This window comes from Aeromonas taiwanensis (genome assembly GCF_000820165.1).
GTDB lineage: Bacteria > Pseudomonadota > Gammaproteobacteria > Enterobacterales > Aeromonadaceae > Aeromonas > Aeromonas taiwanensis.
The window spans coordinates 1-20,950 of the sequence record NZ_CDDD01000082.1 but is presented as its reverse complement, the minus strand read 5'-3'; the positions used below and the strand labels follow the sequence as shown (position 1 = coordinate 20,950).

The following is a 20,950-nucleotide window of genomic DNA, read 5'->3' as shown; positions in this document are numbered from 1 at the left end:
CGCAAGACTATCGTCGCCCCCACGGCTTGGCAACCTTGCAAATCCGGCTCTGTGGGCGCCTTTGTTTGAAAAACCAGCTGCATGCTCAATAGTTGGCCGAACAGCTTGATTTATGGCAAAAAATGCGAAGTCGGTGATTGCGCTCGGCGGCAAAATGCATATAGTAGAGGCCACTGACGCGGGTGTAGTTCAATGGTAGAACGGCAGCTTCCCAAGCTGCATACGTGGGTTCGATTCCCATCACCCGCTCCACATTCCAGATGATGGCCAAGCTTGTCATCACCTCCACCGAATCGCTCTCTGTCATGGGATGACCCATCAGACCAGCAGGTTTAGATGCCTAGCGGGCATCGTATAATGGCTATTACCTCAGCCTTCCAAGCTGATGATGCGGGTTCGATTCCCGCTGCCCGCTCCAGCGTTCATGCAAAAAGCCCACTCCGTCGAGTGGGCTTTTTGTTTTGCGCTTTTTTCACGCCTCTACTGCAGTGGTTGCCACAAACAGAAGAGGCGCCAACAGGCGCCTCTCGCTTCACACACGGGAGCTGGCTTATTCCTGCTCCAGCTCGCCGCAGAAACGGTAGCCTTCACCGTGGATGGTGGCGATGATCTCGGGGGTGTCGCCCACGCTCTCGAAGTGCTTGCGAATGCGGCGGATGGTGACATCCACGGTACGGTCGTGAGGCTTGAGCTCGCGGCCGGTCATCTTCTTGAGCAGCTCGGCACGGGTCTGGATCTGGCCCGGGTTTTCGCAGAAGTGCAGCATGGCACGGAACTCGGAGCGCGGCAGCTTGAACATGTCGCCCGCCGGGCTGACCAGCGCGCGGCTGTTGATGTCCAGCGCCCAGCCATTGAACAGGTAACGCTCCACCAGTTTCTTCTCTTCGCCACCGGCGGCCACGTTCATGGTGCGGCTCAGCAGGTTGCGGGCGCGGATGGTCAGCTCGCGGGGGTTGAACGGCTTGGTGATGTAGTCATCGGCACCGATCTCCAGGCCCAGGATCTTGTCCACCTCGTTGTCACGGCCGGTCAGGAACATCAGGGCGATATTGTCATCCTCACGCAGTTCGCGCGCCAGCAGCAGACCGTTCTTGCCCGGCAGGTTGATGTCCATGATCACCAGGTTGATGGTGTGGCTGGTCAGGGCCTGGTGCATCTCGTCGCCATTGTTGGCTTCCAGCACGATGTAGCCTTCGGCCTCGAAGATGCTCTTGAGTGTATTGCGGGTGACCAGCTCGTCTTCGACGATCAGAATATGTGGTGTTTGCATGAGTATTCCCAGATTCTTATCAGTTAATTATCGAAATTTTAACACTCTTTGGCGTTATCCGACCGGTCCTGAAAATTTATTACGTCATCCTGGGTATGAAAATCAGGTCGAATCATCGCGAATTTGGTAACTATGTTGGCAAGCGTCCCTGTGCCATCCATAGGCTCTCAACAAGTCTGATCGAGAGGTGTCCGGAGAGGTAGTCCATTACAAAAGTTGCTGCATTTTATCAGTTAACAGGCGCATAACAACACTCTTTGCCGTCAGATAGCAACTTTTTAACTCGGGTTTGATATAAGTCAATCCCCGAGTTCGCTGCATCATACTTGGGCTGGCCCGCTTTTTCGCCCTTAATAAATGTAATGGGATGTAACATGTGGTTGACATGACTTTGTGGGAAAACTACAGAAAAGTGTGCTTCATTGCCCCCTCTGCGCCGCCGGACTGGGCTGCCTATGCCATCGTCACGGCCTGGAACCCGGCCAGCCGCTGGGTGGGGCCGCGTCGCAATGCCCGCCGCCAGCGGGCCCTGATGCGGCAGGTGGGCGAGCTCCCCGTCCTGCCGGTGTGGGGGAGCGATGAAGACGAGCGTTGGCAGGAGGCCTCCCTGCTGCTGCCACTCTCGCAGGCCGAAGCCGTCCGGCTGGCCGCCCGCTTCGGGCAGAATGCCCTCTACTGGGTGGAGGCCGGTGAGCTCTGGCTGGTGCCCGCCCTGCTCCAGGGGGCGCCCTGCCATCTGGGGCGGCTGGCCCTCCGCTGGCGGATCCGCCCTCCTGCGTGACGAAGGGGTGAGTAAGAGCTCACCCATCTGGACGGGCTGCCCAGGTCCCGGATTGTCAGACCCTCCCTATGATGAAAGAATGAGCGCACAGATTTCACTCCATGGAAGGATGATGAGCATGCTGGACCTACTGCCCGACCTTTGCGATGAACACGGTGACACCTTGCAGGTGGCCGACCCCCTGTTTCACGACTATGGCGGCAAGGCGCTGTTTCACGGCGAGGCGGTGACCCTCTCCTGTTTCGAGGACAACAGCCTGGTGCGGGAGCTGGTGAACCGGCCCGGCCAGGGCAAGGTGATGGTCATCGACGGGGGAGGCTCCCTGCGCCGGGCACTGCTCGGGGATCAACTGGCCATCAAGGCGGTGGAGCAGGGGTGGGAGGGGATCCTGATCAACGGCGCGGTGCGGGATGTGGGCACCCTGGCCACGCTGGCGCTCGGGGTCAAGGCGCTGGCGCCCTGCCCGGTCAAGACCGAGAAACGGGGGCTGGGGACGCTGGATGCGGTGGTCTCTTTTGCCGGCGTGACCATAGCCCCGGGTGACTATGTCTACGCCGACCTCAACGGTGTGCTGGTGAGCGGCGCACGCCTGCTCTGAGGCTTCAGAAGTTGAAGCCCACGCCCAGGGTGAGGAATTGCTCGGTGCTGAAGGCGCTGACGCCGTAGTTGGCGGTGATGGCCAGTTGCGGCGTCACCAGCAGGCTGCTGTTGAGCTCCACCAGGGTGCTGGGCTTGCTCACCTCCAGCTGCTTGAGCTGGCTGCCGATGTTGAGGGAGGGGGAGACGCGATAGCGCACCCCTGAGCTGATATTGAAGCCGGCTCGGTCACTGTCGGTGCCGATGGCGGGCCCCGCCTCCATGTAGAGGCTGATGTCGTCCTCCACCGGATACTGGTAGCCAGTATTGATGAGCCAGATGTCAAAGTTGTCGCCCGGGTGGGCCTGATTGCCGAGCAGGATGCCGGAATAGCTCTTCACGTAGAGAGAGTTGTCTGCATCCGTCTGGAGAAAACTCCAGTCGGCGGCCTGGGCCGAGAAGGCGAGGCTGGATGCGAGTGCGATGACGAGAGATCTGGCCATTCGTTTCCCCTCCTTGGGCCCGAACAGGACTACAAGCATGGCACAGGCCAGCGGGCTGTAAAGGGAACCCCGATCACAATAAAAGAGTTTTGACGGGGGGAGGAGTCGTGTTACACAGGCCACTCACTCTGTGTCTTCACGATAATCTCCATCACGAGGTGAACTCATGAACAAGAAACTGATCCTGCTGGCCGCACTGGCCCTGGGAGGCTGCGCCATGACGACGGGGTCCACAATGGCCGAACTGCAGGCATCGACCTGGCAGTTGCAAGGGGCGAGCGGTGACACCTTCACCCTGCAGCTTGCCGGTGACAAGGTTGTGGGCAAGGGCGGCTGCAATCGCTACTTTGGCGGCATTACCCAGCAAGGCGACGGCGTGCTGACGCTCGGTCCCATCGGTGCGACCCGCATGATGTGTATCGGGGATCAGATGAGCAAGGAGATGGACTACCTGAAAGCGCTGGAGAAGGTGGCAGGCTTCCAGGTGACCGGCGATCAGCTGGTGCTCCAGGATGCCGGCAAGGCGACGCTGCTGACCTTCAACGCCGTCAAATAATCTGGTGCCGTCAGAGTCTGTCGCAGACTGATGCCCGCACCACAGTGTGACAGGGATGTGCAAAAGGGACGCCGTGGCGTCCCTTTTTGATCGCGGGGCAGAGGGTCAGCCCCCCCGCTGAAAGCGAAAGCGCTTCTTGCGCCGGTAGGGATAGACGTCCTCGAACACCCCCTCCTTGATGTTGCTCTGCAGCCGCTTCCAGTAGTTGGCATCGAACAACTCCTTGTGCAGCTGCATCATGATCTCCCGCACCTGGGGTTTTTGCAGCAGGAAGGTGGCGAACTCCTCGGGGAAGATGTCGTTCGGCGCCACCGAATACCAGGGCTCGGCGCTCCACTCGTCTTCCGGGTAGCGCGGTGGCGGGATCTGGCGGAAGTTGCACTCCGTCATGTAGCAGATCTCGTCGTAGTCGTAGAAGACCACCCGGCCGTGGCGGGTCACCCCGAAGTTCTTGAACAGCATGTCGCCGGGGAAGATGTTGGCCGCCGCGAGCTGGCGGATGGCGTTGCCGTACTCCTCCAGGGCGAGCCGGGTCTGCTGCTCGTCCGCCTGATCCAGATAGAGGTTCAGCGGGATCATCTTGCGCTCGGTATAGAGGTGCCTTATCACCAGCTTGTCGGCCGTGATGGTGAGCGCCGAGGGGGCCACCGCCTTGAGCTCGGCCAGGAGCGCTGGCGAAATCCGCTCCAGCGGAAACTCGAAGTTGGTGAACTCCTGGGTATCGGCCATGCGGCCCACCCTGTCGTGCTGTTTCACCAGGCGGTACTTCTCCTTGACCTGCTCGTGGCTCACCTCCTTGGGCGGGGTGAACTCGTCTTTGATCACCTTGAACACCACGTCGTAGGAGGGGAGGGTGAACACGCTCATCACCATCCCCTTGATGCCAGGGGCGATGACGAACTGCTCCCGGCTCTGGGCCAGGTGCTGCTGGTAGTGGCGATAGAGCTCGGTCTTGCCGTGTTTCTGGCAGCCGATGGCGTTGTAGATCTCGTAGTCCGGCTTGCGGGGCATGATCTGGCGCAGGAAGGCGACGAAGAGCGCCGGCACCGGGGCATAGACCATGAAGTAGGCGCGGGCGAAGCCGAACACGATGGAGGCCAGCTCCGGCTCGAAGATGACGGTGTCCACATAGATGCTCTGGCCCGTGCTGAGCAGGGGCAGGATGAAGGGCAGCACCTGCCCCTTCACCCGGATGAGCCCCACCAGATAGGCCCCCTTGTTGCGATAGAACACCTCCTTGAGCAGCTCGATGGCGAACGGCTCCTCCTGCAGGATGGCGGGGCCGCTCTCGGCCAGGTGGCGGTGGATGTCGATGATGTCCCGCTGCTTGTCCTCATAGGGGAGGGTGAAGCTGTAATCCCCGAGCAGCTGGCTCAGGGTCTGGGGCAGGTGGGCTAGATCGGTGCGATAGACCCGCAGCAGGGCGCTCAGGTCGGGATGGTCGCCGCGGCTCACGAAGGGGTGGATGTAGAGGTTCTCGTCGCGAATGTTGCGATGGCGGAAGATCCGACGATAGACGGAGTTGAAGAAGGACTCCGCCACCTCGAAGTTTTCGCAGCGGGGCAGCAGATCGCTGAAGGCCCCCTTCACCTGCTTGAGCAGGGACTGGGTGGCGTGATGCTCCCCCATCATCTGCTTGATCCGGGCCGTGGTGGCACCGACGTGGTGATCATAGAGGCGGATGCGCTCGCGCCCGGCGAGCTGCACCCCCAGCCAGTCGCTGTTCTCGAAGCGGCTCTTGCTGCCCTGGGTTATCTCGAGAAAGCGGCTGTAAAACGACTCGAAGCGTTGCAGGATAGTCTCGGCGACGGCCTGCTCCAATGGCTGCTGCATCTCTCTCTTCCTTGTGATCTGGCGGGCCGATGGTGTCTCTGCCAGGAGCAAAACGGGTCACTCCCGGGGCCACTATGGCAACATCCAAACATCTGTTCAAGTGGCAATCTTCGGGGATAAACGGTAGATTGCGCCCCTGTTTTGCCGGCGTTTCGCAGCCGTTCGCGGCGCCGGCCCCATCCAGGAGAGAACTCGATGAAACTCTATTTTGTGCTGGTGTCACCCGCCCGCGCCGCCAATGTGGGGGCTGCCGCCCGCGCCATGAAAACCATGGGCTTCGATGCCATGCGGCTGGTAGGGAGCCGGGTACACGAAGAGGAAGAGGCGAGCTGGGTGGCCCACGGGGCGCAGGAGATCCTGGCAGAGGCGTCGGCCTTCGACACCCTGGAAGAGGCGCTGGCCGACATGGATCTGGTGATCGCCACCACGGCCCGCCAGCGCGGCCGTTACCAGCACTACCTCACCCCGGGGGAAATTCGCGAGCAGATCCGCGCCAAGCCCTCCCTTGAGAAGGTGGCCATCGTGTTTGGCTGCGAGGAGTCGGGCCTCTCCAACGAGCAGCTCGCCCAGGTCGATCTCATCAGCTACCTGCCCCTCAAGGTGAGCTACCCGTCCCTGAACCTGGGGCAGGCGATCATGCTGTACGCCTATGAGCTGAGCCCCCTGCTGGATGACCAGCCGGTCGACGAGTCCCGGTCGGTAGCAGAAAATTTTGAGAGCACCGGGCAGGTTCGCGTGCTGAAATTAAAAACAGCAGAATTGCTTAATGATCTCGGTGTTTCGCAGGATGAAAAACTACATCAATGGGTGATGGACCGAGTGCCCATGCTGCCGCAACGGGATCTGAATATGCTCCATCTGCTCTGCAAAGACCTCGCCCGCAAGTTTGGCAAGGAGGTTTAGGTTGACAGCCCGACGTCCGGCGCGGTATTGCTAAAAGCCAGCTTCGTTCAAGAGTGTTCGTCATGCAGCTATTCACCAACGTCATCACCACCACCATTATTACCGGTACCACCACAGGTGGCACTGGGGCCGGTTGATGCGCTGACGAACAAGCACAGAAATCAGAAAAAGGCCCGTACCCACCCAGTACGGGCCTTTTTTGTTGGGGCAATTTCAGACTGATTTTCAACGGATTACAGGGAGAGAAAGCGATGAGAGTGTTGAAGTTTGGCGGGTCGTCACTGGCCGATGCAGAGCGTTTCTTGCGGGTCGCCGATATCGCGGTGAACACCCACGGGCAGTCCCAGGTGGCGCTGGTGCTGTCGGCACCGGCCAAGGTGACCAACCACCTGGTGGCCCTGGTGGAACAGACCAGCCGCGGCATGGATGCCAGCAGCACCCTGTTCGAGATCAACGGCATCTTCTCCCGCCTGCTGGCGGGCCTGAAGGCCGCCTACCCGGCCCTCGATGACAAGGCGCTGCAAAGCCGCCTCACCGCCGAGCTGGATCAGGTCGAGCGCCTGATGCAGGGGGTTCGTCTGCTGGGGCTCTGCCCGGACAACGTCCAGGCCCGCATCCTGAGCCGGGGGGAGAACCTCTCCATCGCCTTCATGCACGAACTGCTGCGGGTACGCGGCCTCGAACTGGATCTTATCGTGCCGGAGCAGCTGCTGGTCACCGACGGCGGCTACCTCGAAGCTCACGTGGACATCGAAGCCTCCCGCCTGCGCTTCGCCGCCAAGGGTCTGCGCTCCGATTGCCTCTACCTGATGCCGGGCTTCACCGGTGGCAGCGACAAGGGCGAAACCGTGCTGCTGGGCCGTAACGGCTCCGACTACTCCGCCGCCGTGCTGGCCGCCTGCGTGGACGCCGAGTGCTGCGAGATCTGGACCGACGTGGAGGGCTGCTACAACTGCGACCCGCGCCTGGTGCCGGATGCCTACCTGCTCAAAACCCTCTCCTACAAGGAGGCGATGGAGCTCTCCTATTTCGGCGCCAAGGTGCTGCACCCGAAAACCATCGCCCCCGTGGCCCAGTTCCACATCCCCTGCCTCATCAAGAACAGCTTCAACCCCCAGGGTCCGGGCACCCTCATCGGGGTCGACCAGGGGGAGGACGATCTGAAGGTGAAGGCCATCTCGGATCTCTCCGGCATGTGCATGTTCAACGTCTCCGGCCCCGGCATGAAGGGCATGGTGGGCATGGCGGGTCGCATCTTCTCCGCCGTCTCCCGCGCCGGGGTCAGCATCGTCCTCATCACCCAGTCGTCCTCCGAGTACAGCGTCAGCTTCTGTATCCACAGCTACGACAGCGACAAGACCCGCAAGGTGCTGGAGCGCGAGTTCGAGCTGGAGTTCAAGAACCAGCTGCTGGATCCGCTCGAGATCATGACCGATCTCGCCATCATCTCCCTGATCGGTGACGGCATGCGCACTTCCAAGGGGATGGCGGCCCGCTTCTTCACCTCCCTGGCTCAGGCGTCCATCAACATCGTCGCCATCGCGCAGGGCTCGAGCGAGCGCTCCATCTCTGCGGTTGTGCGCTCCGGCAAGGTGGCGGAAGCCATCAAGGCGTGCCACCAGAACTTCTTCGGCAGCCAGCAGTTCATCGACCTCTTCGTGGTCGGTGTCGGCGGCGTCGGTGCGGCCCTGGTGGATCAGATCGCCCGCCAACAGCCGGTACTGGCCGAGCAGGGCACTGGCCTTCGGGTAGTGGGCATCGCCAACAGCCGCCAGATGGCGGTCAACAAGGATGGCCTGAACCTCGCCAACTGGCGTGAACAGCTGGTGGAGGCGCAAGGCAGCTTCAGCCTGGAGGCGGTGAAGAAGCTGGTGGAAGAGAGCCACCTCATCAACCCGGTGATCGTGGATTGCACCTCCAGCGAGGCCGTGGCCGTCCAGTACGCCGACTTCCTGGCGGCCGGCTTCCACGTGGTCACCCCGAACAAGAAGGCCAACACCGGGTCCCTGGATTACTACAAGGCGCTGCGTCGCACCGCCCGCCAGACTCGCCGCAAGTTCCTGTACGAGACCAACGTGGGCGCGGGTCTGCCGGTCATCGAGAACCTGCAGAACCTGATCAAGGCCGGCGACAAGCTGCGCGCCTTCGACGGCATCCTGTCCGGCTCCCTCTCCTTCATCTTCGGCAAGCTGGACGAGGGCATGGCCTTCTCCGAAGCCACCCAGATCGCCCGCGGCAACGGCTTCACCGAGCCGGATCCCCGGGACGACCTGAACGGCATGGACGTGGCCCGCAAGCTGCTGATCCTGGCCCGTGAGGCCGGCATGGCGCTGGAGCTCTCCGATGTCGAGGTGGAGCAGGCGCTGCCGCCGGGCTTCGACGTCAGCGGCGACGTGGAAGCCTTCATGGCCCGTCTGCCGGAGGCCGACGGCTGGTTCCGCGACCAGTTCGCGGCGGCCCAGCGTGAAGGCAAGGTGCTGCGCTACGTCGGCTCCATCGAGGGTGGCAAGTGCAAGGTCGCCATCAAGGCGGTGGGCGGTGACGAGCCGCTGTTCAAGGTGAAAGACGGGGAGAACGCGCTCGCCTTCTTCTCCACCTATTACCAGCCGATCCCCCTGGTGCTGCGCGGCTATGGCGCAGGGACCGAAGTGACCGCCGCCGGCGTCTTCGCCGACGTGCTGCGCACCCAGAACTGGAAGCAGGAGTTATAAGCATGAGTTCAGCGATGAACCCGAATGTGGAAGTGGGCGGCAGCGTGGTCGCCTATGCACCGGCCTCCAGCGCCAACCTGAGCGTGGGCTTCGACGTACTGGGGGCGGCCCTCGCCCCCGTGGATGGCTCCCTGCTGGGGGACAGAGTACAGGTGAAGCGGGCCGACGTGCCCTTCGCCCTCTCCTCCGTGGGCCGCTATGCCCACAAGTTGCCGGATGACCCCAAAAAGAACATCCTCTACGACTGCTGGGTCGCCTACGGCGAGGCACTGGAGAAGCGCGGCCTCGGGCTCCAACCCCTGGAGATGGTGCTGGAGAAGAACCTGCCGGTGGGCTCGGGCCTCGGCTCCAGCGCCTGCAGCGTGGTGGCGGCGCTGGAGGGCCTGAATGCCTTCCACGGCGCGCCCCTCAATGAACACGACATGCTGCTGTTGATGGGGGAGATGGAGGGCAAGATCTCCGGCTCCGTCCACTACGACAACGTGGCGCCCTGTTATCTCGGCGGCATGCAGCTGGTGCTGGAGGAGGGGGGTGTCATCAGCCAGGGCATCCCGGTCTTTGACGATTGGTACTGGGTGGTCTGCTACCCGGGCACAGTGGTTTCGACTGCCGCCGCCCGCGCCATCCTGCCGGCCCAGTATCGCCGTCAGGACTGCCTCACTTATGGCCGCCGGCTGGCCGCCTTCGTGCACGCCAGCTACAGCGGTCAGGAAGGACTGGCCGCCAGTGTATTGAAAGACGTGATCGCCGAGCCTTATCGCGCGGCCCTGATTGAAGGGTTCAACGATGTGCGGGCCCAGGCGGCCCAGAACGGGGCGCTGGCCACCGGCATCTCGGGGTCCGGTCCCACCGTGTTCGTGGTGATGAAGGATCCGGCCCAGGCCGAACGAATGAAAGAGTGGATGGAAGCGCACTTCGTGCGCAATGAAGATGGATTTGCCCGGGTCTGCAAACTGGACATGGCCGGGGCACGGGTAACAGGAAGCGAGCTATGAATCTTTACAACATCAAGGACAAGAGTGAACAGGTGAGCTTTGCCCAGGCGGTGCGCCAGGGGCTGGGCCGCGAACAGGGGCTGTTCTTCCCGGAGACCCTGGAGCCGCTGGCCGACGTGGATGCCCTGCTGGATCTGCCGCTCGCCGAGCGCTCCGCTCGTATCCTGAGCCACCTGCTGGGTGACGAAGTACCGGCTGCCAAGGTAAGCGAGTTGATCGACGCCGCCTTCACCTTCCCGGCGCCCCTGGTGAAGCTGAAAGATGGCACCTATGCCCTGGAGCTGTTCCACGGCCCGACCCTGGCGTTCAAGGACTTCGGCGGCCGCTTTATGGCCCAGTGTTTGGCCGCTTTCCGCACCAACGACAAGATCACCATCCTCACCGCCACCTCCGGCGACACCGGCGCCGCCGTGGCCCACGCCTTCTACGGCCTGGAGGGGATTGAAGTGGTGATCCTCTACCCCAAGGGCAAGATCAGCCCCTTGCAGGAGGCGCTCTTCTGCACCCTGGGTGGCAACATCCGCACCATCGCCATCGACGGCGACTTCGATGCCTGCCAGGCGCTGGTCAAGGATGCCTTCGACGATGAAGGGCTCAAGACCGCCATCGGCCTGAACTCCGCCAACTCCATCAACATCAGCCGCCTGCTGGCCCAGGTCTGCTACTACTTCGAAGCCGTGGCTCAGCTGCCGAAAGCCGATCGCGCCAAGGCGGTCATCAGCGTGCCGTCCGGCAACTTCGGCAACCTCACCGCGGGTCTTATCGCCAAGGCGCTGGGGCTGCCGGTGAAGCGCTTTATCGCCGCCACCAACGCCAACGACACCGTGCCGCGCTACCTCAAGACCGGCCAGTGGGAGCCGCACCAGACGGTCGCAACCCTGTCCAACGCCATGGACGTGAGCCGCCCCAACAACTGGCCGCGCGTGGAAGAGCTGTGCCGTCGCAAGGGCTGGGCGTTGGAAACCTTGGGTTCAGGCATGCGTGACGACGCCCAGACTCGCGATGCGCTTAAACGCCTGCACCAGCTGGATTACCTGTGCGAGCCCCACGGCGCCATCGCCTGGGATCTGCTGAACGAGCAGCTTGGGCAAGACGAGGTAGGGGTGTTCCTCTGCACCGCCCATCCGGCCAAGTTCAAGGAGTCGGTGGACGAGATCCTGAATCTCGATGTGCCGCTGCCCGGCCCGCTCGCCAAGCACGCCGCGCTGCCGCTGTTGTCTCACGATCTGCCCGCAGACTTTGGCCGCCTCAAGGCCTTCCTGCTCGGTTAAGCTGTTATGAGACGCTGACGATCCCCCGCTTTTTCGCGAAAGCGGGGGATTTTTTATGTCCGTCATAGCGCGGGGAATCCCGCCCTGATCACCCTGAAACAAGGAGCACGGCATGAGCCAGCATCCCCTTCGCACCTTGATCGAGACATGTGACGCCGCCATCTCCCGGCGCGACTTCGACGCCCTGATGGCCTTCTACGCCGAAGACGCCGCCCTGGTGGTCAAACCCGGCATGGTGGTGCGCGGCATCCCCGCCATCCGCCGCGCCTTCACTGCGATCTCGGATTACTTTGACGGCCAGCTTGAGGTGACCCAGGGGGCCATGGAGGTGATCGAGGGGGCCGACAACGCCCTGGTGATCATGGAGACCCGGCTGCGCTACCCGGGCGGCGAGGGGTGGATCGACGAGAACCGGCGTGCCACCTATGTATTTCGCAAGGAGACGGATGGAGAGTGGCGCTGCACCATAGATAACTCCTACGGCACCACGCTGCTGGCGGCGGAAGCTTGATGCCAGCCACTCGATGGCCCTCTCTCTGAGCCATCCCCCCTGAATGCCTTCCCCAAGGGCCGCGCCCCGGCCCGCATCTGACGTCTCGGGGCCCCTCCCGGCCATCATCGAGGCATCCCCGCTGGCGTCGCACCACAGTGGGAGCCCGGGCACAACTCCCCGCATGGCGCCGTATCACAACCTGCTGCCAGGATCCTCTGTCTCAGCGGTTGCTGCGGACTGGCGCGTGTGGAGAGCGCTTTTTACCCAGCAAGGCAGACAGGGGCAGGACAATAAAATGGAGGGGAAAAATCCGGTTGAGAAAGACTCGATGCGGGCCATTGACCCGGCGCCTCGCGGCTGTTAATCAGGGTGCTGCTTGACGCCATCATGGACAAGCAGGGCCGCAGATACCTCGAAGGCGCGGCTTATCGATAACAACAACACCACAGTGCAGGGAGCAAACCATCATGTGGCCGTACCGAAAAATAGTGACCCAGTCCCTCAAGACCCCCCTGATGATCGCCAGGATCATGTTTTACCTGGCCCTGTTATTGGTATTCCCCTTGCCAATGATAATGCTATCGGACTCTCCGGCGGCAGAGATCGGGCGTTTCTCTTACGTCCTGGTGACGTTTCCCATCGCCATGGGACTGATGCTGATATCAAGCCTGATGGCCATCCTGATTGCCATGGTGGAGTCGCGTAACCAGCAACCACCCCAGGGGGGGTGGTAAGGGGGCCCTCACCTTTCAAGCCAGCCAACAAAGAACCATCCCGGGCGGGATGGTTTTTTTGTGTCCGCTCACCCAGCACGACGGCCTGAAGGCCGTGAAGATTCTGAGTTGGGACACCCACCTTTTCGTTACTACGTATGAACACTCGGCCCACTGGGCAAACGGTATTTGCCAGATCTTTAGCGGGTTCTTGTCGGTGCAGTGTGTGATGACAGATAAAATCAGCCGGTGGTGGCTGGCTAAGAAAAGTGGGTGCCCTAGATTTTCATTTTAAATAACTAATAGTCAAAACGAATGTCCTTTTGATATTGTAAGGATGCATTAATTAAAGCTGCGGCTAATGAATGTTTATTCCTCTTCATTGCTCGTAGAGATAAACTTGTAAGCCTTAAAATTTTATCTTTTATAATCTCGCTGTGAGCTTCGATGCTACAAATACTATCTAATTTGCATTCGGAAATCTGATTCTGAGCTTGTATTGGTGATGGTGCATTGTTTTTAACTACATATACCCAGCCTTTTCTTATTTCAATGTTGTCATGAAAGTTATCAAAGTGAGGGTGTAGCCAATGATAAAAACCAATGCCTTTTGGATAAGATGAATATGGTGTGATGTTGTGTGTGTGGCCCAAGTCCTTTGTGCTTTTTTGAAAGTTGCAAGCATGACATGCCAAGGACAAGTTTAGTGACAGGAACGCCCATTGCCTATACTTTTTTTTAGATTTATCTAGATAGTGCTCTATATCTTCATAAACATTATTTCTCTCTTTTATTATTATTCTTCTGCAATATACACATCGACCACCTTGTTCTTGTCGCAATAGTTTGCGTATGGAGCTTTTAATTGTAGATAGCTTTTTGTCAGACCAGTCAATATTTCCTGACTGAAACTCAGATATTGTTTTTTTGTTGTTTTTCTTATTTACTATAAACCTTATTCCGGAGCCGGTTAATTTTGGGGGGCCTAATGTCATTGTAATTCCCTCCGGATTTTTTTGATTTCTTCAATTGTATCAAAAAGAACGTCGTCAATACCAATGTTGATCTTTTCGCTTAGTAAAATATCTGCATGCCGTTTAAACTCATCAGGGGCATCGCCTAGTCGAAGTAATGAACTAAGGCAGTTGTTTACTTTCACTATAAAGGAGTTAGATCTTGCAGAGTTGAGACCAAATTGTATTTTTAATATATTATCGCTTGTATGGCCAAAAAGATTCGACTTAGTCCAATCGCTGTCTTCATCTAAGCTCAATAAGTAGGTGCTCTCATTTCGTGAGGAGGTGGAAACTAGTGGTGAGTGAGTGGCGATTATAATCTTTGCATTAACATCAATAAAGTTTAATATTTCCCACATGTCAGATATAAGTGACAGTTGCCACTTTGGATGCATAGAATTTTCTGGCTCATCAAACAAAACTACAGATCTATCCGCCGTGCAAAATGCCATAGAAATTATTACTAATGCATAACATCGTTCTCCTGAACTCAGGTCTGCTATATCATAAATTACGCCATTTTTTTCTATAAACACCCCTGATATATGTAATTCGGAACCATCAACTTGAGTAAGACGTTCTATTTCCATAGGGCGATTAAATTCATGTTGAGCATCAAGATGTATTTTTAAATCTCTATTCGCTCCATCTAAATTTATTCTTTTATTTCTTCCAGCTCTGAACTTAAATTTGATGACATTTCCCAAGCCTATTTTAGATAATAGTTGACTCGCAATTAATGCTCTTGATTCCCACTTAGGGGTGTCTCTGTTTAAAAGGTACGTGAATATACGGCGATATGGAGCTATTTCGGAAAACATATTGTTGTTTGTTTTCTTTCCTAAATATATATAGCTATTATCGCTATTTATGTTGTTAGTGGTAATGGGAAATCTATCCAAGACAGTGCCCGAGAGACAAATTACATTACCTATATTGTTTTTTTTCAAAATTTCACACGTATAAGCTTCTAACAGTCTCGTTTTTCCTGTTCCGTTCTTACCTGTAAGAATAAAGGTTTTCCCTGACGCTGGAAAATCTTTCATATATGTTTTGGATGAATTTAATTCCTTCATTTAAATATGTTCTTTTATATGTTAATAGATAATTTTTAAAATTATTATTAGGAAATGTATCGCGTAAGCCAACAATCCCACGCTACCGCCCCTGGATTACAGCTTCCAATGCGCTCCATCGACCAGCGGGCGGGGCCCGGATGGTGCTATAGGCGCCGAATGGCCAGCATAGCCTCAAGCCTCATACGCAAACCAGTTGAAAATTGACGCAACTGGCGAGAAGCGCTGAATTTTTGCGCCAGCTCACCAATCTAGCCTCTCGTCTTGGTGGAGCGGGGGCGGGCAGGGGGAAGGAAGGCTGTGCGAGTACGGCGGCACTTTGGTTGTCATCAAGCGGGGGGACTATAGTGCAGCGAGGCGAGGGTGCCTCGTTTGGCCCGCGTGAGTGGGGCTAACCACAATGGATAGAACGATGGGAGTTGGTCATATGAAGCGGATCCTGATGGTGTTGAGTCTGTGTGTGGCGGTGTTTGGCATGGGAATGGGGGTGGCCCAGAGTGCAACGATGGCGGGCGATGGCTCGGGGGCGCAGCAGGCGTGCGAGGCCCAGGCCGCGGCCAAGAAGCTGGCGGGGGCCGCCAAGACCAGCTTTGTGGGCAAGTGCGTGAAAGATGCCACCAGCGCCGCGACCGGCGAGTGCGAGAAGGCGGCTGCCGACAAGAAGCTCGCGGGGGCGGCCAAGAACAGCTTCGTGCAAAAGTGCGTGAAAACCGGCGGGGCGAGCGATCCGGCGGCGAAGTGCGAAAAAGCTGCCGCCGACAAGAAGCTGGCTGGCGCGGCCAAGAACAGCTTTATCCAGAAGTGTGTGAAGGACAGCGCCGCCCAATAAGGCGCTGTGCTGATCCGGTGTGTTTGCGGGGGCCATCAGGCCCCCTGCTTTTTTGGGGGAAGGAGCGGGGGCATGGGGCCGGCCACGGCTGGCTGGGGCGCATCACGGCAGCGGCAAGCCATCGGGCCTGGGGTTAAAAGAGCGGTCTCTGAAGGGGGTCGGCCACCAGATAACGTGCATCCACCCCCTCTATGCCGCCAATCAGGAAGGGGCTCAGGGGATCGTGGCGCTGCCGGTTCTTGATGACGGCGCTCTGGCTGTAGGTGGCGTAACAGTAGGTGCAGCCATGGAGGCAGGTGTTGTAGGCGCCGATATCGATGCTCTTGACGCAGCCACAGGCCTCGCGCTGGCCGGGGTCTTTTCTGTCGTCGACCCGGCGCCCGAACAGAGCCTGGATCAGCTGGTCGTCGATGCACTTGCCATGGGGGATGCCGAGATGGGCGAGATCCACGGCCTCGGCGCAGGTCTCTATGGTCATGTCGAACCGGGCTGCGGTCTGCGCCATAAAGGCTGCCAGCTCATCGAGCGCCTCATGGTGCGCTGGCGCCTTGCCCCATTCCGTTCCCAGCAGGTCGTGCACGATGAGCCCCTCGACCGCGTTCAGGTTCTTCTCCGTCTTCTTGTAGAGGTCGACCACGCTGATGACGACCCTGTGGGTCTTGCCGGCCAGGAGGGACGCAATCTTGTAGAAGAGCCGCTTGTGCTCGGCCAGATCGACCAGGTTGCACAGCAGGATGGGGTCGTAGCGCCAGATGACCCTGTTCGCGCCGACCCTGTCTGACAGGGCGCAGAAGGTCTGGATGGCGTGATGGGGCCGCGGGACACGGCTCTCCAGGGCCCTGGGGTAGCCGGTCAGGGTGTATTGGAAGTAGTAGCGGTGGCCGAGGGCATCGAGCTCATCCAGGTGCCCCATCAAGGGGGCCGGTTGCCGGGTCCAGAACACGATGGCATCGACCTCCTCCGGGGGCAGCGACACCCGGGAGATCTGATGGGCATTGAAGGGGTTGCGGGTGAGCAGGAAACCGGCCCTTATCCGGTTCATCCACCAGGGGGTGTAAAAGGCCGGGATATCGGTGCGTCTGCTGGCGCTGATGATCATGGCGTTGCGGTTTTTGCCAAGTCGGTTGGCAAGGGGGTGCCCCTTGCCAACTTGCCGGGTCTATCAGGCCCCGGATTCCGGCGGCGTGTGTTCCGGCGCGCTGCTCAGCAGATCTTGCCCCTCGTCCTGGCTCAGCACCAGATAGCGCTCGTACTGGCGCAAGACGTCCGCGCTCAGCTCGTCCCGGGTCAGGTACTGAACGTCGTAGCCGGCGCGGCCGTCGGCGAAGAAGGTGATGGGCTCGAAGATGCGCGCCTCGGGATCGTGGTTGTGGGCCGCCTCCAGGGGGTTGAACGCCGGGGCGGGGCGGGCCTCGATACGCACCCCGTAGCAGAAGTCACGCCGCCCTTGCTGGGGCACCAGCAGGTGGCACTGCTCCGTATCCTCCTGCTCGACCCGGCTGATGATCCCCCGGGCCGCGAACTCCTGGCTGAGGGCCGTCAGGGCCGGCAGGGCGACCTCGGCGAGGAACTTGCGAGCCCCCTGTTCGGTGGAGGGGCGCAGCAGGTGATCCATCCGGGTGCGCCACTGCTTGCCGCTCCAGAAATCGGTGGCGGGGGAGAGGCGTCTGGCCGAGTGCTCCCTGTCCGCAATCAGGCCGCGCACCAGGCCGAGGCAGAGCAGCACCATGATGAAGGCGAACGGCAGGGCGGCGATGAGCGTCATGGACTGGAGCGCGGCGAGCCCCCCGGTGCTCATCAGGGTGCCTGCGGTGACACCGAGCAGCACGGCCCAGAACAGGCGCTGCCAGACCGGGGAGCCCTCCTTGCCCTGGGTGGCGATGTTGTCGATGACGAAGGCCCCCGAGTCGGCGGAGGTGACGAAGAAGACGCTGATGAGGATCACCGCGAGCGCCGAGGTGATGTCGGCCCCCGGCAACAGATCGAAGAAGTTGAACAGCAGGGTGTCGATGTTGCCGACCGAGTCGATGAGGCTCTGTCCCCCCTCATGCTGGCTGGCCCAGATGGCGGCGTTGCCGAACACCGTCATCCACAGCAGGTTGAAGGCGGTGGGCACGAACAGGACGCCCAGGATGAATTCGCGCAGGGTGCGCCCGCGGGAGATGCGGGCGATGAAGAGGCCGACGAAGGGGGACCAGGAGATCCACCAGGCCCAGTAGAGCAGGGTCCAGTTGCCGAACCAGCCCGCCTGGCGGGTCTCGCTGTAGGTGAAGGTGCGGAAGGTGAGCTGACTTAAAGAGGAGACATAGTTGCCTATGTTCTCGGAGAGGGCCCCCAGCAGGTACTGGGTGGGGCCGGCCAGCAGCACGAACAGCAGGAGCACGATGGCGAGGAAGAGGTTCAGCTCTGAGAGGCGCTTGACCCCCTTGTCGAGCCCGGTGACCGCCGAGACGCCGGCGAGGGCGATGACGGCCCCGATGAGGCCGAAGCGGAACAGCTCCCCTGAGGTGTCCATGCCGGTGAGCCGGGTGATCCCCGCCGAGAGCTGCATCACGCCATAGCCCAGGGTGGTGGCGATACCGAAGATGGTGCCCACCAGGGCGAAGACGTCCACCGCGTGGCCGAGCGGCCCGTGGATCTTCTCCTTGAAGATGGGATAGAGGCCGGAGCGGATGGTCAGGGGCAGGTTGTAGCGAAAGCCGAAGTAGGCCAGCACCAGGCCGACGATGGCGTAGACGGCCCAGGCGTGAAAGCCCCAGTGGAAGAAGGTGGTGACCATGGCCTCGCGGGCGGCCACCGGCGTCAGGGGCGTCGCCTGGGGCGGCGAGACGTAGTGGCTCATGGGCTCGCCCACCCCGAAATACATGAGGCCTATCCCCATGCCAGCGGCGAACAGCATGGCGAGCCAGGAGGTGAAGCTGAACTCGGGGCGGGCATCGTCCGGCCCCAGGCGAATGTTGCCGTAGTGGCTGAAGGCGATCACCAGCAGCAGGATCAGGAACATGCCGACCACCAGCACGTAGAACCAGCTGAAATGCTCGGCGATCCAGCTCTGGCCGTTGCCGAAGAAGCGGGCGGCGGCCTCGGGGGCCAGGGAGCAGATGGCCAGCAACGCCAGGATGAAGAGCAGGCCGGGGATGAAGATGGGCAGCGACAGGGTGCATCTGGGGGGGCGAGGGGCGTTCATGGGACACCTTTGGGTAGAGGGACTCATGACACTATAGGGCCATTGTTTGCAAAACAGACTACCTCAGCGGGATTTTTACGCACCTAGCAAGGCGCATGTGAAGCCGCTCACGTTCAAGCGGCCCGGGCGCTGAGGGCGGGCAGGCAATTGACGGCCCATCGGGGAAGGAGAGGCGGGGGAGGGCCCGTTCAACTCGCGGCCCTCCTGATGGACGCAGGAGGGGATGGAAGGTGGCGCGGAGGTCAGGGCCCTTCGTTGACCGTTTTCATTCACACGTAACATCTTTTATAAAACAATGAGTTGTCACTTTCTTTTTTGTTAATAGCGAGCGAATCCGCCTTTTTGGGAAATCTTTTCGCCCCTCGTCCGGTTCTATTGAACGTAGCCGGACGACACGGGCCGGATACATCCCTCACGACAACAAGGAATTGAGACATGAACGTGAAAAAGAGTACTGCCATCGCCTCTGCCATGACGGGTCTGCTGGCCCTGGGGGCCCAGATGATCGCCGCGCCGGCCATGGCGGCGGAGGAAAAAGAGAAGTGCTACGGCGTGGTCAAGGCGGGCAAGAACGACTGCGCCAGCAAGGGGGGATCCTGCGCCGGTACCGCCAAGATGGACGCCCAGGGAGATGCCTTCGTGGTGGTGCCCAAGGGGCTGTGCGAGAAGCTGGCGGGTGGCTCCCTGCAACCCAAATAAGCCCGGTGCCGGGGGGCGGCATTCTCGCGCCCCGGCATCCTGCCACCCGAGGTCATTGCCATGAATCCCTTGATCGGTATCGGATTGCGCCCGCCCCATTACGACGAGATCCGCCAGACCCTGCCCGAGGTCGGCTGGCTCGAGGTGCACAGCGAGAACTACTTCGAGCGCCACAGTCGGGGGGCCGAGGTGCTGGCTGAGCTGGCCGGGCACTATCCCGTCAGCCTGCACGGGGTCGGCATGTCGCTCGGCTCCGCCGACCCGCTCGACCCGGCCCACCTGCGCCAGCTGGCGGCCCTGGTGGCGGCCGTCTCGCCGGTGCGGGTCTCCGAGCACCTGAGCTGGGGCAGCATCGGCGGGCGCCACTTCAACGATCTGCTGCCCATGCCCTACACCCGGACGGCCCTCGCCCACATGAGCGACAAGATAGAGCGGGTGCAGCAGACCCTGGGCTGCCAGCTGCTTATCGAGAATCCTTCATCCTATCTGCAACTGCCCGCCGAGATGGGGGAGGGAGAGTTTCTGGCGGAGCTGGTGCGACGCAGCGGCTGCGGCATCCTGCTCGATCTCAACAACCTGCACGTGAGCGCCTGCAACCACGGCCTGGAGGTGGACGACTATCTGGCGACCATCGACCTCGACACGGTCGGCGAAATTCACCTGGCCGGCTTTACCGAGAAGCACTTGCCCCAGGGGGCCCTCTATATCGACACCCACAGCGCGCCGGTGGCGTCTCCGGTGTGGGCCCTCTATGACCGGGTCTGCCGGGAGCGCGCCATCCCCACCCTGATCGAGTGGGATCTGGCGATCCCCCCGCTGCCGGTGCTGCTGGCAGAGGCCCGCCAGGCCCNNTGGGGGAGATCCGCTCCCGGTACTTCCCGCCCGAGGCCGTGCTGCAGATCCACCGCAACAACTTCATCCTCGGCCTGACCGAGGTGCTCGCCAGCAGCTACCCCGCAGTTCGGGCCATGGTCGGCGAGACCTTCTTCGACGCCGCGGCGCGGGGCTTCGTGCTGGCCGAGCCGCTCGGGGAGGGGAGCGTCATGCAATATGGGGAGGGCTTTGGCGACTGGCTGGCAGGCTTGCCCACCACGGCAAGCCTGCCCTGGCTCGGGGATCTGGCCCGCTTCGAGTGGGCGCTGGAACGGGTCTCGCTGCTGGCCCCAGAGACGCGGCGCTGGCCGGCCGAGCGGCTGGCGGCCCTGCCCCCTGCGCAGTGGGAGCAACTGGTGCTGCACCCTGCGCGGGATATGGTCCTCTTCGAGAGCTCCTATCCGGTGCTGGCGCTCTGGCACATGGCCCTGCACGGCGGGGAGATGGTCAGTGAGGGGGATGCCCCGAGCTGGCTGGCGCTAAAAAAACGCCCCGGTCACGAGGTCGGCCCCATCCCTCTGGATGCCGCCGCCTGGCGCCTGCTGCACGGCTGCCAGCAGGGGCTGCCCCTGGCCCACTTGCTGGCTCAAGAGGCGGCGATGGCCGAGCACCTCGCCTCCCTCGTCACCCTGGATCTGCTGGTCGAACTGGAGCTTCACCATGGC

Annotated in this window: 19 protein-coding genes, 2 tRNA genes, 1 pseudogene and 1 other annotated feature; of the genes and pseudogenes, 15 read left to right on the top strand and 7 right to left on the bottom strand. The window is 60.5% G+C overall.

The features are described 5' to 3' along the window. Positions 1-178 precede the first annotated feature (178 nt). Both BN1136_RS14250 and BN1136_RS14245 read left to right on the top strand, forming a co-directional pair. Positions 179-252, top strand: a tRNA-Gly gene (locus BN1136_RS14250). 91 nt (positions 253-343) lie between these two features. Further along, positions 344-418: transfer RNA gene (locus tag BN1136_RS14245), tRNA-Gly, on the top strand. 132 nt (positions 419-550) lie between these two features. On the opposite strand, the gene arcA is transcribed toward BN1136_RS14245, so the two are convergent. Continuing rightward, on the bottom strand, positions 551-1,270 hold the full coding sequence (gene arcA, locus BN1136_RS14240; protein WP_010673581.1) for a two-component system response regulator ArcA: 720 nt from the start codon (positions 1,268-1,270) through the stop codon (positions 551-553). Between the two features lie 385 nt (positions 1,271-1,655). Between arcA and BN1136_RS14235 the strand changes: the two genes are divergently transcribed. Both BN1136_RS14235 and BN1136_RS14230 read left to right on the top strand, forming a co-directional pair. Next, entirely contained in the window at positions 1,656-2,051 is a 396-nt protein-coding gene (locus BN1136_RS14235; protein WP_081843649.1) for a DUF3293 domain-containing protein, read from the top strand. Between the two features lie 118 nt (positions 2,052-2,169). Continuing rightward, on the top strand, positions 2,170-2,649 hold the full coding sequence (locus BN1136_RS14230; protein WP_043759041.1) for a putative 4-hydroxy-4-methyl-2-oxoglutarate aldolase: 480 nt from the start codon (positions 2,170-2,172) through the stop codon (positions 2,647-2,649). Between the two features lie 4 nt (positions 2,650-2,653). On the opposite strand, the gene BN1136_RS14225 is transcribed toward BN1136_RS14230, so the two are convergent. Further along, the gene (locus BN1136_RS14225) at positions 2,654-3,130 is read right to left on the bottom strand and encodes a hypothetical protein (protein ID WP_043759016.1); all 477 of its coding nucleotides are present in this window, start codon (positions 3,128-3,130) and stop codon (positions 2,654-2,656) included. Positions 3,131-3,296: 166 nt separating this feature from the next. Here BN1136_RS14225 and BN1136_RS14220 point away from each other — a divergent pair, with 166 nt between their 5' ends. Continuing rightward, positions 3,297-3,686 (top strand): META domain-containing protein, encoded by a 390-nt coding sequence (locus BN1136_RS14220; protein ID WP_043759018.1) that lies wholly within the window; start codon positions 3,297-3,299, stop codon positions 3,684-3,686. Between the two features lie 105 nt (positions 3,687-3,791). Here BN1136_RS14220 and aceK read toward each other — a convergent pair whose 3' ends face one another. Continuing rightward, positions 3,792-5,519 carry a bifunctional isocitrate dehydrogenase kinase/phosphatase gene (gene aceK, locus BN1136_RS14215; protein WP_043759020.1) on the bottom strand — a complete coding sequence of 576 codons (1,728 nt, stop codon included), beginning with the start codon at positions 5,517-5,519 and terminating at the stop codon, positions 3,792-3,794. Positions 5,520-5,714: 195 nt separating this feature from the next. Between aceK and BN1136_RS14210 the strand changes: the two genes are divergently transcribed. The 6 genes from BN1136_RS14210 (at position 5,715) to BN1136_RS14185 (ending at position 12,626) form a co-directional block, all read left to right on the top strand. After that, positions 5,715-6,422 carry a tRNA/rRNA methyltransferase gene (locus BN1136_RS14210; RefSeq protein WP_043759022.1) on the top strand — a complete coding sequence of 236 codons (708 nt, stop codon included), beginning with the start codon at positions 5,715-5,717 and terminating at the stop codon, positions 6,420-6,422. Between the two features lie 68 nt (positions 6,423-6,490). Further along, positions 6,491-6,625, top strand: a sequence feature (Thr leader region). A 48-nt stretch (positions 6,626-6,673) separates the two neighbouring features. Continuing rightward, on the top strand, positions 6,674-9,133 hold the full coding sequence (gene thrA, locus BN1136_RS14205) for a bifunctional aspartate kinase/homoserine dehydrogenase I (RefSeq protein ID WP_043759023.1): 2,460 nt from the start codon (positions 6,674-6,676) through the stop codon (positions 9,131-9,133). A 14-nt stretch (positions 9,134-9,147) separates the two neighbouring features. Then, positions 9,148-10,128, top strand: a complete 981-nt coding sequence (gene thrB / locus BN1136_RS14200; RefSeq protein WP_043759026.1) for a homoserine kinase — start codon at positions 9,148-9,150, stop codon at positions 10,126-10,128. Continuing rightward, entirely contained in the window at positions 10,125-11,399 is a 1,275-nt protein-coding gene (gene thrC, locus BN1136_RS14195; protein ID WP_043759027.1) for a threonine synthase, read from the top strand. Before thrB ends, thrC begins: the two co-directional genes overlap by 4 nt. A gap of 112 nt (positions 11,400-11,511) precedes the next feature. After that, positions 11,512-11,910: a YybH family protein gene (locus BN1136_RS14190; protein WP_043759030.1), complete on the top strand. Its 399-nt coding sequence runs from the start codon at positions 11,512-11,514 to the stop codon at positions 11,908-11,910. Positions 11,911-12,359: 449 nt separating this feature from the next. Beyond that, positions 12,360-12,626 (top strand): hypothetical protein, encoded by a 267-nt coding sequence (locus BN1136_RS14185; RefSeq protein WP_043759033.1) that lies wholly within the window; start codon positions 12,360-12,362, stop codon positions 12,624-12,626. A 278-nt stretch (positions 12,627-12,904) separates the two neighbouring features. Here the strand turns inward: BN1136_RS14185 and BN1136_RS20265 are convergent, their stop codons facing one another. Then, complete coding sequence (locus BN1136_RS20265; protein ID WP_156135310.1) at positions 12,905-13,600, bottom strand: HNH endonuclease family protein; 696 nt, start codon at positions 13,598-13,600, stop codon at positions 12,905-12,907. Further along, a complete protein-coding gene (locus BN1136_RS19945; protein WP_082034997.1) occupies positions 13,597-14,697 on the bottom strand; it encodes an AAA family ATPase in 1,101 nt (366 codons plus the stop codon). Before BN1136_RS19945 ends, BN1136_RS20265 begins: the two co-directional genes overlap by 4 nt. Positions 14,698-15,172: 475 nt before the next feature. Between BN1136_RS19945 and BN1136_RS14175 the strand changes: the two genes are divergently transcribed. Further along, positions 15,173-15,526: a hypothetical protein gene (locus tag BN1136_RS14175; protein ID WP_082034998.1), complete on the top strand. Its 354-nt coding sequence runs from the start codon at positions 15,173-15,175 to the stop codon at positions 15,524-15,526. A gap of 133 nt (positions 15,527-15,659) precedes the next feature. Here the strand turns inward: BN1136_RS14175 and BN1136_RS14170 are convergent, their stop codons facing one another. Next, entirely contained in the window at positions 15,660-16,625 is a 966-nt protein-coding gene (locus BN1136_RS14170; RefSeq protein ID WP_043759050.1) for a DUF1848 domain-containing protein, read from the bottom strand. A 63-nt stretch (positions 16,626-16,688) separates the two neighbouring features. Further along, complete coding sequence (locus BN1136_RS14165; RefSeq protein WP_043759052.1) at positions 16,689-18,713, bottom strand: BCCT family transporter; 2,025 nt, start codon at positions 18,711-18,713, stop codon at positions 16,689-16,691. Positions 18,714-19,148: 435 nt separating this feature from the next. Between BN1136_RS14165 and BN1136_RS14160 the strand changes: the two genes are divergently transcribed. The 3 genes and pseudogenes from BN1136_RS14160 to BN1136_RS14150 all read left to right on the top strand — a co-directional run. Then, complete coding sequence (locus tag BN1136_RS14160) at positions 19,149-19,412, top strand: BufA1 family periplasmic bufferin-type metallophore (RefSeq protein WP_043759054.1); 264 nt, start codon at positions 19,149-19,151, stop codon at positions 19,410-19,412. 60 nt (positions 19,413-19,472) lie between these two features. Further along, positions 19,473-20,342 carry an MNIO family bufferin maturase gene (gene bufB, locus BN1136_RS14155; RefSeq protein WP_043808740.1) on the top strand — a complete coding sequence of 290 codons (870 nt, stop codon included), beginning with the start codon at positions 19,473-19,475 and terminating at the stop codon, positions 20,340-20,342. Next, a pseudogene (locus BN1136_RS14150) lies at positions 20,273-20,950 on the top strand (HvfC/BufC family peptide modification chaperone); the annotation flags it as partial. The gene bufB and the pseudogene BN1136_RS14150, both read left to right, overlap by 70 nt.